Raw genomic sequence first — 14448 nt, 5'->3', positions numbered from 1 at the left:
TCCTGAGTGATTGTTGCGTGATAACTCACGGGCGCTTTCAAACACACAGGCGACGCGCCGCTGAATGCCCAATCGTCCGGGCTTCATGACAAGGCGTCCGTCATTCAACGGCCCGATGCTGAACGTGATGCGCCATGAGCCATGACACGCTGTCGGATGTTCTGAAAACGGTACGTATCGCCGGTGCGGTGTTCTTCGAGATCACCGCGGGCGAGGACTGGTCGATCGGCGCGCTGACACCCGATGTCATGCTGCCGCGCCTTCTGCCGAACGTCGATCATCTCGCCGCATTCCACGCCGTGACCGCGGGTCATTGCTACGGCGCGCTGGCCGGTGGCGAAGCGATGCGGCTCGAGGCCGGTGACGTGATCGTGTTTCCGCGCGCCGATGCGCATGTGATGTCGAGCGCGCCAGGGCTGCCGCACATTCAGTTGACCGCCGATGAAGCGGACAGCGCGGCGGCGGGCGGCATAGCGCATTGCATTCAGTTCGGATGTTCCGGCCAGGTGCGAACCAAAATCGTCTGCGGCTATCTTGCCTGCGACGCCAGCCCCTTCAATATGCTACTCGACAATCTGCCGCGCGTGATCAAGGGCGCGCGTGCCGACGACGGCCGTGACGACGGCCTCAACCGCCTGTTTCGTTATGCGCTGACCGAAATGGCCGAGAAGCGTCCCGGTAGCGGCACCGTGCTCACCAAGCTCAGCGAACTGATGCTGATCGACCTGCTGCGCAACTACATCGAGACTTTGCCGGACGAGCGCGCCGGCTGGCTTGCGGGCCTGCGCGATCCGTCGGTCGGGCGGGCGCTGGCCCTTCTGCATGCCGATCCGGCGCAGGAATGGACGATCGAAAGTCTGGGCAAGGCGGTCGGAGTGTCACGCTCGGTGCTGGCCGAGCGCTTTGCCGAACTGGTCGGAATCCCGCCGATGGCCTATCTCGCGAAATGGCGCATGCAGGTGGCGGCCGACATGCTCGGCCACGGCAAGCGCAACATGGCCGAGATCGCGGAAAAGATCGGCTACGATTCCGAAGCGTCGTTCAGCCGCGCCTTCAAGAAGCGTACCGGCGTGCCGCCATCGCAATGGCGGCAGCGCGGCGCGGCGAAAAGCGGTTAGGCGACTTCGGCTTCCTTCTTGCGCTCTTCGCGCTTGCGGTCGTTTTCGTCGAGCATCTTCTTGCGCAGGCGGATTGAGGACGGCGTCACTTCCACCAGTTCATCGTCCTGGATGTAGGCCAATGCCTTCTCCAGCGTCATGCGGATCGGCGGTGTCAGGCGCACCGCCTCGTCTTTCGATGTGGTGCGGATGTTGGTGAGCTGTTTGCCCTTAAGGACGTTGACGACAAGGTCATTGTCACGGGTGTGTTCGCCGACGATCATACCGGTGTAAACCTTCCAGCCCGGCTCGATCATCATCGGGCCGCGGTCTTCCAGGTTCCACAGCGCGTAGGCGACTGCCTCGCCCTTGTCGTTTGAGATCAGCACGCCGTTGCGGCGGCCCTGGATCGCGCCCTTGTAGGGCGCGTGGCCGTGGAATAGGCGGTTCATGATCGCGGTGCCACGGGTGTCGGTGAGCAGTTCGCCCTGATAACCGATCAGGCCGCGCGTCGGCGCGTGGAATACGACGCGGGTACGTCCGCCGCCGGACGGTCGCATTTCGATAAGGTCGGCCTTGCGCTCCGACATCTTCTGCACAACGACGCCCGAATGTTCTTCATCGACGTCGATGACGACTTCCTCGATCGGCTCTTCAACCTGGCCGTCGTCATTCTTGCGCAGCAGTACCTTCGGCCTCGACACCGACAGCTCGAAGCCTTCGCGACGCATCGTTTCGATCAGAATGCCGAGCTGCAATTCACCGCGGCCGGCGACTTCCATGGCGTCCTTTTCGTCCGACTCACGCACGCGCAGCGCAACGTTACCTTCGGCCTCGGCCATCAGGCGGTCGCGGATCATGCGGCTCGTGACCTTCGAACCTTCGGTGCCGGCGAGCGGCGAGTCGTTGACGCGGAAGGTCATGGCCAGCGTCGGCGGATCGATCGGCTGCGCCGGCAACGCGGTTTCCACGGCCGGATCGCAAATGGTCATGGCGACGGTAGCATTCGGCAGGCCGGCGATGGCGACGATGTCACCGGCTTCGGCGTCGTCGATCGGCACACGCTCGAGACCGCGGAATGCCAGCACCTTGGTGACTCGGCCGCTCTCGATGAGCTTGCCATCGCGGTCGAGCACCTTCACCGCCTGGTTCGGCTTGAGGCCGCCGGAGAAGATGCGACCGGTGACGATACGGCCGAGATAGGGATTGGATTCGATGATGGTGCCGAGCAGGCGGAACGGACCGTCCTCGACCACCGGCGGTCTGACGTGCTTGAGCACGAGATCGAACAGCGGCGTCATGCCCTGGTCCTGCGGACCTTCGAGCGATGTCGCCATCCAGCCTTGCTTGGCTGAACCGAACAGGATCGGGAAGTCGAGCTGCTCGTCGGTGGCATCGAGCGCTGCGAACAGGTCAAACACCTCGTTGAGCACTTCGTTGGCGCGCGCGTCGGGGCGGTCGACCTTGTTGATGACGACGATAGGTTTGAGACCCATCTTCAGCGCCTTGGAGACGACGAATTTGGTCTGCGGCAGCGGACCTTCGGCGGCATCGACCAGCACCAGCGCGCCGTCCACCATGTTGAGGATGCGTTCGACCTCGCCGCCAAAGTCGGCGTGGCCCGGCGTATCGACGATGTTGATGCGCGTGCCCTTCCACTCGACCGAGGCGGCCTTGGCGAGGATGGTGATGCCACGCTCGCGCTCAAGGTCGTTGGAGTCCATGGCGCGCTCGACCTGGCGCTCGTTCTCGCGGTAGACGCCCGACTGCTGCAGCAGGCGGTCCACGAGGGTGGTCTTGCCATGGTCGACGTGCGCGATGATCGCGATATTGCGGAGATCCATAAAATTTGCCTTTTGCGCGCGGCCTTGAGGAGGAGCCGGTTCCTGTCTCGGAGGCGGGGCGCGGGTGTTCCAAAAACCAAAGCGCGGGCCGCTTTCCAAGGGCCCGCGACGCAGCACTTTTGCGGCGCAATATAGCGATGAAATAACAACTGGCAACCGCCACCGACGCGTATTTTAGGCCTGAATCAGCCGAAAATACGCCGGATGATGAACGGCGGGCAGGACTCGTCGACCGGACGCCTCAGACGCCCGCGGTCCGTCCCCAGGGGCCTCGCATGTCCTTCGGCAGTGAATCGCCCAGCATCACCATTTCGGCGATGGTTTCGGAGGTAATCAGCCCGGTCAGGCGCCCGGACGCATCGGTCACGCCGACGGCGACCGCAGCCTTTTCCTGCAACAGCTTGAACGCCTCATCGAGCGAGCTGCGATGGCCGATGGTTGGAAAATCCGGGTTCATTGAGTCGGCGACGCGGGCATCCGGGCCGAGCGTTTTGATCGCCTTGATGATGTCGCCGCGCGCCAGCAGGCCGACCGGCTTGCCGCCGGCGTCGACCACGGGAAACTCGCCCTGGCTGGTAGCGAGCAGCGTCTGCACCGCTTCGTCGACATGCGCCTCCGGGGCGAGGGCGGCGAACTGTGTCATCATGGCATGGCTCACCGGCACGCCGCGTGACACGGCGCGCAGCGCCACCATATGCGCTTCGCCTGAAGCCGCCAGATAAACAAAGATCGCAATGAAGATCAGGATCGGATTGACCATCAGGCCGATAAAACCGAGCGCGAAGGCGACGAACTGGCCGATCGCCGCGGCGATTTCGGTGGCGCGCACGTAGCCGAGCTTCGCCGCGAGCGCGGCGCGCAGGATACGGCCGCCATCCATCGGGAAGGCCGGGATCAGATTGAACAATGCCAGAAATAGGTTCACGGCAGCGAGCCGGTCGACCATCGAGATCTGGCTGTTGTCGATGGCCGCCGCGGCATTCTGCGTCAGCTCCGCGCCGCCAAACAGAATGAGCAGCGCGGCGATAGCAACATTCACCAGCGGGCCAGCAATGGCGATCAGGAACTCCTGGCTCGGCTCTTCCGGAATTCGCTCAAGCTGTGCGACGCCGCCGATCGGCAGCAGCGTCACAAAAGGGGTCGAGACGCCGAAGGCGCGGGCCGTGAAGATGTGGCCAAATTCGTGCAGCAGCACGCAGCCGAACAGCAGGAGCATGAAAATGACGCTGTCCCACGCCGCCGTGCCGCCGCCGCGGGCGTAGCCGGCGGCGAAAATCCAGGCCAGGAACAGCAGAAACGTCAGGTGGATACGCACGACAGTGCCGGCGATCTTGCCGATGCTCAGGGACCAGGACATGAAACCCTCGCTGAAAATCTCGCCCAAACCGATAAAATAAGCACGCGACGAACCTCCTGCGAGGCCGGCGCGTTGCCGGGCATCATCATGCCACGATTGCAAGCGAGGCTCCTGACATGGCGCAAAAACTTTCCCCCGAGTCCCGCAAGGCGGCGCTGAGCAGATTGCCCAATTGGGCTGACGCGAAGGACCGCGACGCCATCGTCAGGAAATTCACTTTCGGCGATTTCAACGAGGCCTTCGGCTTCATGACGCGGGCGGCGCTGGTTGCCGAGAAAATGAACCATCATCCCGAATGGTCCAACGTGTATCGGACCGTCGAGGTCACGTTGTCGACCCACGACGCCGGTGGCGTCACCGAGCTCGATCTCGAATTGGCCGAAGCCATGGAGATGATTGCGGATTCCTGAGCCGAAGGGTTCAATCTCTCGACGCTTGAACTCGGGGCTGGGTCTCACCACCTGTTTCACTATGCGCAGCGCAGACACCACCTTCGGAACTTCGGCTACCGGCAACGATCCGTCGCTGCCGCGTCGATTCTGGCGCAAATTCGGGCGCGTCGCGGCGTATATCCCATTCGCTGAGGATTTGCTGGCTGCCTATTACTGCGCCTTCGACCGAGCGACGCCGCTGCAGGTGAAGGGCACGCTGATCGGCGCTCTCGCCTATTTCGTGCTGCCGTTCGATGCCGTGCCGGATCTGCTCCCGGTGCTCGGCTTTACTGACGATGCCGCGGTGCTGATGACCGCACTCAAAATCGTCGCCAGTCACATCAAGCCCGATCATCGCGACGCCGCCCGCGCCAAGCTGGATGGGATGAAGGCCGCGGCCTAGGCATGCCCACCCAGCGTTTTTCTGTTGCCGGAATGAGGCGCGGCGAAATCCGGAAGTGGCCTTCGAAGGAATCTCAGAAGCGATAAAAAACGGCCGGAGTTTCCTCCGGCCGTTTGTTGTTGTGAATGCGCGAGCCTTACGCTGCTTGCTGCTTGCCGGGCCCGGCGAGGTCGAAGCGGTCGGCGTTCATCACCTTGGTCCAGGCGGCGATGAAGTCCTTGACGAATTGCTCCTTCGAGTCGGCGCAGCCATAGACTTCGGCAAAGGCACGGAGTTGCGCGTGCGAGCCGAAGATCAGGTCGACATTCGTTGCCGTCCACTTCAACTCACCCGACTTGCGATCCTTGCCCTCATAGATGTCGCCGTCCTTGTGCGACCACACCGTGCCCATGTCGAGCAGGTTGAGGAAGAAGTCGTTGGTCAGTTTGCCCGGCGTCTTGGTGAAGACGCCGTGCGAGGAGTTGTGAACGTTCGCGCCAAGAACGCGCAGGCCGCCAATCAGTGCCGTCATTTCCGGACCGGTCAGCGTCAGAAGCTGCGCCTTGTCGATCAGGGCTTCCTGCGGCGACATGAACTGATGCTTCTTGGCGTTGACGTAGTTGCGGAAGCCATCGGCGCGCGGTTCGAGTGGTGCGAAAGATGGAATGTCGGTTTGCTCCTGCGACGCATCCATGCGGCCCGGCGCGAACGGCACCGTTACGGCAACGCCGGCATCCTTCGCCGCCTTCTCGATGGCGGCGACGCCGCCGAGCACGATGAGGTCGGCAAGCGACACCTTCTTGCCCGAGTCCTTCTGGATGCCTTCAAGCGTCTTCAGCACCTTGGCGAGTTCCGGCGGGTTGTTGACGTCCCAGTCCTTCTGCGGAGCCAAGCGAATGCGCGCGCCATTGGCACCGCCGCGCTTGTCGGAGCGACGGAAGGTCGAGGCCGAAGCCCACGCCGTCGAGACGAGCTGCGACACCGTGAGGCCTGAGGCGAGGATCTTCGCCTTGAGGTCCGCAACGTCCTTGTCGCCAATGACGTCACCGCTCGGTGCCGGGATCGGGTCCTGCCAGATCAGTTCTTCCTTCGGCACCAGCGGGCCGAGATAGCGAACGCGCGGGCCCATGTCGCGATGCGTGAGCTTGAACCAGGCGCGGGCGAAAGCGTCCGCGAACTGATCCGGGTTCTCCATGAAACGCCGCGAGATCTTCTCGTAGGCTGGGTCGAAGCGCAGCGACAGGTCGGTCGTCAGCATCTTCGGGACATGCTTCTTGTTCTTGTCGAAAGCGTCGGGGACCGTGGCGCCCGCGCCCTTGGCGCGCCACTGCTTGGCGCCGGCAGGGCTCTTTTCCAGCTCCCATTCATAGCCGAACAGGTTCCAGAAGAAGTTGTTGCTCCACTTGGTCGGCGTCGTCGTCCAGGTAACTTCCGGGCCGCCGGTGATGGTGTCGGCGCCAATGCCGGTGCCGTGCTTGCTCTTCCAGCCGAGGCCCTGATCTTCGAGCGCTCCGCCCTCCGGTGCGGGACCGATCAGCGACGGATCACCGGCGCCATGGGTCTTACCGAAGGTGTGGCCGCCGGCGATCAGCGCGACGGTCTCTTCGTCATCCATCGCCATGCGCGCGAAGGTCTCGCGGATGTCCTTGGCGGCGGCGACCGGGTCGGGATTGCCGTTCGGGCCTTCCGGGTTGACGTAGATGAGGCCCATCTGCACCGCGCCCAGCGGCTCGGAGAGCTGACGCTCGCCTGAGTAGCGCTCGTCGCCGAGCCACGAACCTTCAGGACCCCAGTACAGCTCTTCCGGCTCCCACACGTCCTTGCGGCCGCCGGCAAAACCGAACGTCTTGAAGCCCATCGACTCCAGCGCGACGTTGCCGGCGAGGATCATCAGGTCGGCCCACGAGATCTTGCGGCCGTATTTCTGCTTGATCGGCCACAAGAGGCGGCGGGCCTTGTCGAGGTTGGCGTTATCCGGCCACGAATTGAGCGGCGCGAAGCGCTGCTGGCCAGCGCCCGCTCCGCCGCGGCCGTCGGTGATGCGGTAAGTACCGGCCGAGTGCCAGGCCATGCGGACCATAAGGCCGCCGTAGTGCCCGAAGTCGGCGGGCCACCAGTCCTGACTGTCCGTCATGAGTTTCGTCAGGTCGGCGATAACGGCGTTGAGGTCGAGGCTCTTGAATTCCTTGGCATAGTCGAAGCCCGCGCCCATCGGGTCGGACAGTGTCGAATTGTGATGCAGGACCTGGATGTCGAGTTGATCCGGCCACCAGTCGCGGTTGGTCGGGCCACGGCCGCCGGTGAATGGGCATTTGCCCTCGGTTTTTGCATCCATGCGTCTCTCCGATTCTGCTGTCGTTCGGGCCCAACTGGGGGCGGGTCCGTTTTGATGTCCGGATATTCTGGTAGCACCCTGCCGGTGCTTGATGGCGTTCTATTGAAAGGTTCCAATCAGGTCCAATCGTATTGATTGCGCCTCCTGATAAGAATATCTTATCGGCCGGGAAGGCCAAATGATCACCTTGCGTCAGTTGCGTTATCTCAGTTCGCTCGCCCGCCACCGCCATTTCGGTCGCGCGGCCGATGATTGCGCCGTCACCCAGCCCGCTCTGTCGATGCAGGTGCGCGAGCTTGAGCGCGAAATCGGCGCCGAGCTGGTCGAGCGTCGTCCCGGCGATATCGTCCTTACCGAAATCGGCGCCGAAGTGGCGCGCCGCGCAGAACACATCCTCGCTTCAACGCGCGACCTTGTCGATTTTGCTCGCCATCGCGAAGTACTCGCCGGTCCCTTGAAGCTCGGCATCATTCCGACGCTCGCGCCCTACATCCTGCCGCGGGTGCTGCCGCATCTGCAACGGCAGTATCGGCAGTTGCGGCTTGAAGTGCGCGAAACTCAGACCACCGTGCTCCTCGACGAACTGGCGAACGGCAGTCTCGATGTCGTGATGCTGGCGTTGCCCGCCGAAGGCGCCGATGTCGAAACCTTGCCTCTGTTCGACGACGCCTTTCTGCTCGCTGTGCCGGCGGACGACCCGCTGCCGCCACGCGCGCGCATTGGCGTGGGCGATGTCGATCAGCGGCGGTTGATCCTGCTCGAGGAAGGTCATTGTCTGCGCGACCAGGCGCTCGCCTTTTGCGCCACAAGGCGCGGCGATCAGCCGGCCGGATTGGGCGCGACGTCGCTCTCAACCGTGATGCAGATGGTCGCCAACGGTTACGGCGTCACGCTCGTACCGGAAGTCGCGATCGATGCGAAGATGCAGGACCCGCGCGTTAAGCTGCTGCGTTTCCGCGACCCCGAACCGGGTCGCTCGGTCGGGCTGGCGTGGCGCAAAACATCGCCGCGGGCCAGAGATTTCGAGGCTTTGGGCGAGGTCATGATTGCCGCCCATGCGCGCGATCAGGCCGCCGACGTCAAAGCTCGCTCTCGCGCTTGAGCGCGGCCGGCTTTTCCAGACAGTAGTAACCCGACAACCGCGTCACGGTCTTGGCACGCATCCAGTCGTTCATGATGCGGCTGACATTCTCGCGCGCAATGCCGGCCATCGCGGCAAGCTCGCTCTGGCTCACCTTCTGGCGGATGACGACGCGCCCGCCGGCGACTTCGTTGCCGAAGGCATGCGCCAGATCGAGCAGCGCACGGGCGACGCGCCCCTTCAGCGGCAGGAAGCTTCCCGCGGCGACAAGCTGGTCGGTGTCGCGCAGCCGCGCGGCCAACATGGTGACCAGATATTTATAAGTTCGCGGCTCCTTCATGACGAAGGCGTCGAAGGCGGCGCGGCTGAGGAAGCTGAGTTTGCAGTCGCGCAGCGCCGTGACCGTCGCCGAACGCGGCAGGCCGTCGATGATGGCGAGATCGCCGACCACGGCGCCGGGCCCGAGAATGGCCAGAATGCGTTCCGCGCCGCTCGCCGAGGCAATGCTCACCTTCAACAGGCCCTCATCGACACGATAAAGCCCGTCGCCAGGATCGCCGGCCAAAAACAGCACTTCGTTGGCGTCGAGCTTGCGCGTCGTCGCTCCAGCCATCAGCTCGGATGACAGGTCCTTGGGCAGATCCGACAGAAGGTTGTTCTTCGCCGGTCCGGCGGCCGCCATGCGAAACCCCATATCAAAACGGGGCGCCACAGCCGTGCCGCCCGCCGGGCAATGTAGCAGAGTTCCGGGATGGCGAGCGACAAGGAGACAGTGCGGCCGCGGCGTTCGTTGGCCGCAGGGCCAAAGCACCGTTAATCGATGGCAACGAATACGGCGATCGGCTTAAGCGGATCGATACCGTCGTTGAACTGCGGCGCGTGAATAACGAGGTTGGCGGCAAAAGCAGCACCGGCCAGCACCAGGAAGGCGACGCTGATCAGGGCGGATTTCATGACCTGTTTCCTTCCGGTTGGGCCGGAGCCGCAGTGCGGCGGTGGCGTTGTCTATGGTTAACAACCTATTGAAGGACGGGGTTCCGCGCTGTGACCGGAGTCACAACCGCGGCGGTTTCGGCTCTGGGCAAAAAAAAGCGGCCCGCAAGCGGGCCGCCTCAGGTGGGCTGGGGTAAGCCACCGGCCTCGGTGGTTGTTGTTTGGGGGGGCGAGGCCGGTCGGGGGTTAGCTCGCAGGGTGAGAGCTAATGAAGGCAACTTCGCTGGGGCCGGTTCTGACCGGCACCCGAAGAGACGAGGGCACTTGCTGGACTTGCGCCGGCTTGGTCACGGCGACGTCGGCATAGGGGCTGATGATGTCGGTCACCAACGCCGCCAAAGCGAGAAGCAGGGTGGCGGTCGCGAGCAGAACAGTCTTCGGCAGATTTGCGCTCATTGGCCTTCCCTTCTTGTGTTCGTGTTGCGGTGGGAACGTCTCGTCCCCGATGTTTTAAAACTAGGCCGATGACCGACGGCCGGCTGTGACCGGAGTCACAAAATGGCGCAATCCATCAAGCCATTGAAACGGCAACAAAAAAGGCGGCCCACAGGGCCGCCTTTTCGCATTCTGACGAGAGAAAGGTTTATTCTGCCGCTGGCTGCTCGCCGCCCTCGGACTTGCCCTTGTTCTCAATGTCCTCGCCGGTCGTCTGGTCGACGGCCTTCATGGACAGGCGCACCTTGCCGCGATCGTCCATGCCGAGCAGCTTCACCTTGACCTTGTCGCCTTCCTTGACGACGTCCTTGGTATTCTGCACGCGCGTGGCCGACAGCTGGCTGATGTGAACGAGACCGTCCTTGGCGCCGAAGAAGTTCACGAAGGCGCCGAAGTCCATCACCTTCACGACAGTGCCTTCGTAGATGGCGCCGACTTCCGGATCGGAGGCGATCGACTTGATCCAGTTGATCGCCGCCTTGATCGACTCGCCCGAAGCCGAGGCGACCTTCACCGAACCGTCGTCCTCGATGTTGATCTTGGCACCGGTCTTCTCGACGATCTCGCGGATCACCTTGCCGCCGGTGCCGATCACTTCACGGATCTTGTCGGTCGGGATCTTGAAGGTCTCGATGCGCGGCGCGTGCTCGCCGAGCTCGGCGCGGGCCGAGGTGAGCGCCTTCGACATTTCGCCGAGGATGTGAATGCGTCCTTGCTTGGCCTGGCCAAGCGCGACCTTCATGATCTCCTCGGTGATACCGGCGATCTTGATATCCATCTGCAGCGAGGTGATGCCTTCCTCGGTGCCGGCAACCTTGAAGTCCATGTCGCCGAGGTGATCTTCGTCACCCAGAATGTCCGACAGCACCGCGTAGCGTTCGCCTTCGAGGATGAGACCCATCGCGATGCCCGCAGTGGCGCGCTTCATCGGCACGCCCGCGTCCATCAGCGCCAGCGAGGCGCCGCAGACCGAAGCCATCGACGACGAACCGTTCGACTCGGTGATCTCTGAGACGACACGGATCGTGTAGGGGAATTCTTCCTTCGACGGCAGCACCGGATGGATCGCGCGCCAGGCCAGCTTGCCGTGGCCGATTTCGCGACGCTTGGTGCCGCCGAGACGGCCGGTTTCGCCGACCGAGTAGGGCGGGAAGTTGTAGTGCAGCAGGAACGATTCCTTGTACGTGCCCTGCAGCGCGTCGATCCACTGTTCGTCCTCGGCGGTGCCGAGCGTGGTAACGACCAGCGCCTGAGTCTCGCCGCGGGTGAACAGCGCCGAACCGTGCGTGCGCGGCAGAACGCCGGCCTGCACTTCGATCGGGCGCACGGTCACGAGATCACGGCCGTCGATGCGCTTCTTGGTGTCGAGGATGTTCCAGCGAACGATCTTCGCTTCCAGTTCCTTGAACACTTCGCCGACGCGCAGCTTCGGATATTTCGGTTCGGCGCCTTCCGGAAAGAAGTGCGCCATGACGCGCTCCTTCACCTTGCCGACGGCGGCGTAACGCTCCTGCTTCACCGAGATGCTGTACGCGGCGCGCAGATCCTTTTCGGCGAGGCCGAGAATTTCCTTTTCGAGTTCCGCGTTGTCGTTGACGACGAGTTCGCGCGGCTCCTTGGCGGCCTTCTCGGCGAGCTGGATGATCGCCTGAATGACCGGCTGGAAATGACGGTGACCGAACATCACGGCGCCCAGCATGATCTCTTCGGACAGCTCCTTGGCTTCCGATTCGACCATCAGCACGGCGTCATTGGTGCCGGCGACGACGAGGTCGAGCTTGCTCTCCGGCATTTCGTCGAGCTGCGGGTTGAGCACGTATTCGCCGTTGATGAAACCGACGCGCGCGGCGCCGATAGGGCCCATGAAGGGCGCGCCCGACAGCGTGAGCGCGGCCGACGAGGCGACCATCGCCAGGATGTCGGGATCGTTCTCGAGGTCGTGCGACAGCGTGGTGACGATCACCTGTGTTTCGCAGCGCCAGCCATCGGCGAACAGCGGACGCACCGGACGGTCGATAAGACGCGAGACCAGCGTTTCCTTTTCGGTCGGACGGCCTTCACGCTTGAAATAGCCACCCGGAATGCGGCCGGCGGCGTAGAACTTTTCCTGGTAATCGACGGTCAGCGGCAGGAAGTCGACGCCTTCGCGCGGCGACTTGGCGGCGACGACGGTGGCGAGCACGGTGGTTTCGCCGTAAGTGGCGAGCACGGCACCGTCGGCCTGGCGCGCGACGTGACCGGTTTCGAGGGTGAGCTTGCGCCCGCCCCAATCGAGTTCGACTCGATGGATATTAAACATAGCTTGTTTCTCTCATGGTTCTCGGAAAGGCTCCCGAAAGCCATGTGCAAGACGGCAAGAAACTGCTGCGATGCGCTCCATGCGCGGCTGCAACAGCGTCTGGCGATCCTGCCATGACCTCAAGAACCTTGCCTTTTGGCGGCCGGGTATTCGTCCCGACCCGGATTGTCCGAAGCGCCATCGCTTCCTGGACTTTTCAAAAACGAACGCAACAAAACGCCCGTTCACAATGAGCGGGTGCGACTGGCGCCCGCTTTGTCGTCAACCGGCCGCATGTGCTGCCGCCGATTGCGAAAACGCGCGGGGCCTTGATAAGCCCCGCGCGTCGAATTCGTTTAGCGGCGGATGCCGAGCTTCTCGATCAGCGTCTTGTAACGCTTTTCGTCGGTCTTCTTCAGGTAGTCGAGCAGCGAACGGCGCGTCGACACCATCTTGAGCAGACCGCGACGCGAGTGGTTGTCCTTGGAGTGCGTCTTGAAGTGCTCGGTGAGCTGGGTGATGCGTTCCGACAGGATCGCAACCTGTACTTCCGGCGAGCCGGTATCATTCGCTTTGGTCGCGTTGGCCTTGATCACTTCGGCCTTGCGGGCAGTCGTCAGCGACATCGGTTATCCTTTCTTGACACCGGCTCTGCCCAGCAGGCCGGCGAGGTTGAATACGCGCTTGGGGACGACTTCACCGCGGTCGACTTCGGCAAGGGCGAGCAAACGGCCCGAGACCGTGACGTAGACCGGACCGCGGAAATTGGGAGCGTCCCGTCCGCGCAACAAAACGGCTTGGCCCCTCTGGAGCCTTGCCGCATCAGACCCGTTGACGGCCAGCGCCGGGATGTCGTCCAGCGCGGTCTCGACGGGCATGAGCGCGTCGGCGAGGCTAGCCTCGCCAGCGGCGGCTCTATGACACAGAGCCTCCAAATCTTCCAGTAGAATCATGGTTTCGGGCGTGAAACCGCCGACCGAGCAGCGCCGCAGCGCTGAAACGTGGCCGTAGCAGCCGAGCTGCCGGCCAATATCGCGGGCCAGCGACCGGACGTAGGTGCCTTTGCCGCATTCGGCCTCGAACACCGCGTGGTCAGCGTCGGGAATCTCCATCAGCTCAAGACGCCCGATATTCACGGTTCTTGCCTGTAATTCGACCTCTTGGCCATCGCGGGCCAGGTCATAGGCCCGTTCGCCTTCGATTTTGATGGCTGAATAGCGCGGCGGTACCTGCTGGACGGTGCCGACAAAGGCGGGCAGTGCGGCGCGGATCTGGTCGGCCGTTGGCCGACTGGCGCTGGTTTCGGTCACCCGGCCTTCGGAATCGTCGGTGTCGCGTTCCTCGCCCCATTGGACGGTAAATCGGTACAGCTTACGGCTGTCCATGACGAAGGGGACCGTCTTGGTCGCTTCGCCCATCGCGATCGGCAGACAGCCGGAGGCGAGCGGGTCGAGCGTGCCGGCATGGCCGCAGCGCTTGGCCGAGAACAGCCGCTTCATGATGCTGACGGCGTGGGTCGAAGTCATGCCGACCGGCTTGTCGAGCACCACCCAGCCGTGGACGTCGCGCTTGTCACGCTTGAACTGCTGCCTGCGGGGTTTGCGCGGCGCCGGACCATCGGTCGCTGGCGTTGCGTTCTCGACCACGAGATCGTTTACGGTATCGGTCACTCGTCGTCCTTTTCCAGATCGCGCGCGACTTGCGGCGAGCGCAGCAGCTTCTCGATGCGCTCGGCTTCGGCGAAGCGGTCGTCGATGTGAAAGCGCAGGTCGGGCGCGAATTTCAGGTTCACGGCGTGCGCGACTTCGCCGCGCATGAATTTCTTGTTGCGCTCGAGCGCGGCCACGACCTCGGCGGCGTCGCGGCCGGCGAGCGGCATCACATAGACGGTGGCGAGTCGCAGATCCGGCGACATGCGCACTTCCGGCACGGTGATGAGGTGGCCCTCGATCACCGGGTCATGGATATCGCCGCGGGTCAGCATCTCGGCGACGGCATGGCGGACGAGTTCGCCGACACGCAGCTGACGCTGCGAGCCGCCGGCGGGCGCCGTTTCGTGGCGCCGAGTATTCTTTTGACGAGACATAGCAATCCTCGCGGTCATCGTCCGCGAAAGCGGACAATCCAGTAACCACGGCGAGGACCGGGGCTACTGGATGCCCCGCTTTCGCGGGGCATGACGGTGTTAGTGTTTGAGGCGGTCGATTATACGCGC

At 63.3% G+C, this 14448-nt stretch carries 14 protein-coding genes; 4 read left to right on the top strand and 10 right to left on the bottom strand.

The genetic code is table 11. The features are described from left to right. The first annotated feature begins 134 nt into the window (after positions 1-134). Positions 135-1118 carry an AraC family transcriptional regulator gene (locus tag DXH78_RS04810; RefSeq protein ID WP_115515990.1) on the top strand — a complete coding sequence of 328 codons (984 nt, stop codon included), beginning with the start codon at positions 135-137 and terminating at the stop codon, positions 1116-1118. Here DXH78_RS04810 and typA read toward each other — a convergent pair. Together typA and DXH78_RS04800 are read right to left on the bottom strand one after the other, a co-directional pair. After that, the gene (typA, locus tag DXH78_RS04805) at positions 1115-2941 is read right to left on the bottom strand and encodes a translational GTPase TypA (protein WP_115515989.1); all 1827 of its coding nucleotides are present in this window, start codon (positions 2939-2941) and stop codon (positions 1115-1117) included. The genes DXH78_RS04810 and typA overlap by 4 nt on opposite strands. Positions 2942-3182: 241 nt before the next feature. Further along, positions 3183-4298, bottom strand: coding sequence for a site-2 protease family protein (locus tag DXH78_RS04800; protein ID WP_115517724.1), 1116 nt, complete (start codon positions 4296-4298; stop codon positions 3183-3185). 95 nt (positions 4299-4393) lie between these two features. Here DXH78_RS04800 and DXH78_RS04795 point away from each other — a divergent pair, with 95 nt between their 5' ends. Beyond that, a complete protein-coding gene (locus DXH78_RS04795; protein WP_283805629.1) occupies positions 4394-4708 on the top strand; it encodes a 4a-hydroxytetrahydrobiopterin dehydratase in 315 nt (104 codons plus the stop codon). 61 nt (positions 4709-4769) lie between these two features. Continuing rightward, positions 4770-5132, top strand: a complete 363-nt coding sequence (locus DXH78_RS04790; protein WP_115515987.1) for a YkvA family protein — start codon at positions 4770-4772, stop codon at positions 5130-5132. A 136-nt stretch (positions 5133-5268) separates the two neighbouring features. Here the strand turns inward: DXH78_RS04790 and katG are convergent, their stop codons facing one another. After that, a complete protein-coding gene (gene katG, locus DXH78_RS04785) occupies positions 5269-7446 on the bottom strand; it encodes a catalase/peroxidase HPI (RefSeq protein ID WP_115515986.1) in 2178 nt (725 codons plus the stop codon). A gap of 178 nt (positions 7447-7624) precedes the next feature. Here katG and DXH78_RS04780 point away from each other — a divergent pair, with 178 nt between their 5' ends. After that, entirely contained in the window at positions 7625-8548 is a 924-nt protein-coding gene (locus DXH78_RS04780; protein WP_115515985.1) for a hydrogen peroxide-inducible genes activator, read from the top strand. Here DXH78_RS04780 and DXH78_RS04775 read toward each other — a convergent pair. The 7 genes from DXH78_RS04775 to rbfA all read right to left on the bottom strand — a co-directional run bounded on the left by DXH78_RS04775 (position 8526) and on the right by rbfA (position 14319). Beyond that, complete coding sequence (locus DXH78_RS04775; RefSeq protein ID WP_168192706.1) at positions 8526-9209, bottom strand: Crp/Fnr family transcriptional regulator; 684 nt, start codon at positions 9207-9209, stop codon at positions 8526-8528. The genes DXH78_RS04780 and DXH78_RS04775 overlap by 23 nt on opposite strands. 131 nt (positions 9210-9340) lie before the next feature. Next, the gene (locus DXH78_RS19765) at positions 9341-9481 is read right to left on the bottom strand and encodes a hypothetical protein (protein ID WP_168192705.1); all 141 of its coding nucleotides are present in this window, start codon (positions 9479-9481) and stop codon (positions 9341-9343) included. 225 nt (positions 9482-9706) lie between these two features. Further along, on the bottom strand, positions 9707-9916 hold the full coding sequence (locus tag DXH78_RS04770; RefSeq protein WP_115515983.1) for a hypothetical protein: 210 nt from the start codon (positions 9914-9916) through the stop codon (positions 9707-9709). A gap of 187 nt (positions 9917-10103) precedes the next feature. Beyond that, positions 10104-12254: a polyribonucleotide nucleotidyltransferase gene (gene pnp, locus DXH78_RS04765; protein WP_115515982.1), complete on the bottom strand. Its 2151-nt coding sequence runs from the start codon at positions 12252-12254 to the stop codon at positions 10104-10106. A gap of 335 nt (positions 12255-12589) precedes the next feature. After that, positions 12590-12859, bottom strand: a complete 270-nt coding sequence (gene rpsO, locus DXH78_RS04760; protein WP_115515981.1) for a 30S ribosomal protein S15 — start codon at positions 12857-12859, stop codon at positions 12590-12592. Positions 12860-12862: 3 nt separating this feature from the next. Continuing rightward, positions 12863-13879, bottom strand: a complete 1017-nt coding sequence (gene truB, locus DXH78_RS04755; protein WP_245416736.1) for a tRNA pseudouridine(55) synthase TruB — start codon at positions 13877-13879, stop codon at positions 12863-12865. Between the two features lie 20 nt (positions 13880-13899). Further along, positions 13900-14319, bottom strand: a complete 420-nt coding sequence (rbfA, locus tag DXH78_RS04750) for a 30S ribosome-binding factor RbfA (protein ID WP_115515979.1) — start codon at positions 14317-14319, stop codon at positions 13900-13902. Positions 14320-14448: the final 129 nt, after the last annotated feature.

Origin of the sequence: Undibacter mobilis (genome assembly GCF_003367195.1) — a bacterium.
GTDB classification, from domain to species: Bacteria; Pseudomonadota; Alphaproteobacteria; order Rhizobiales; family Xanthobacteraceae; genus Pseudolabrys; species Pseudolabrys mobilis.
This window is presented reverse-complemented; position numbering and strand designations above follow the sequence as displayed.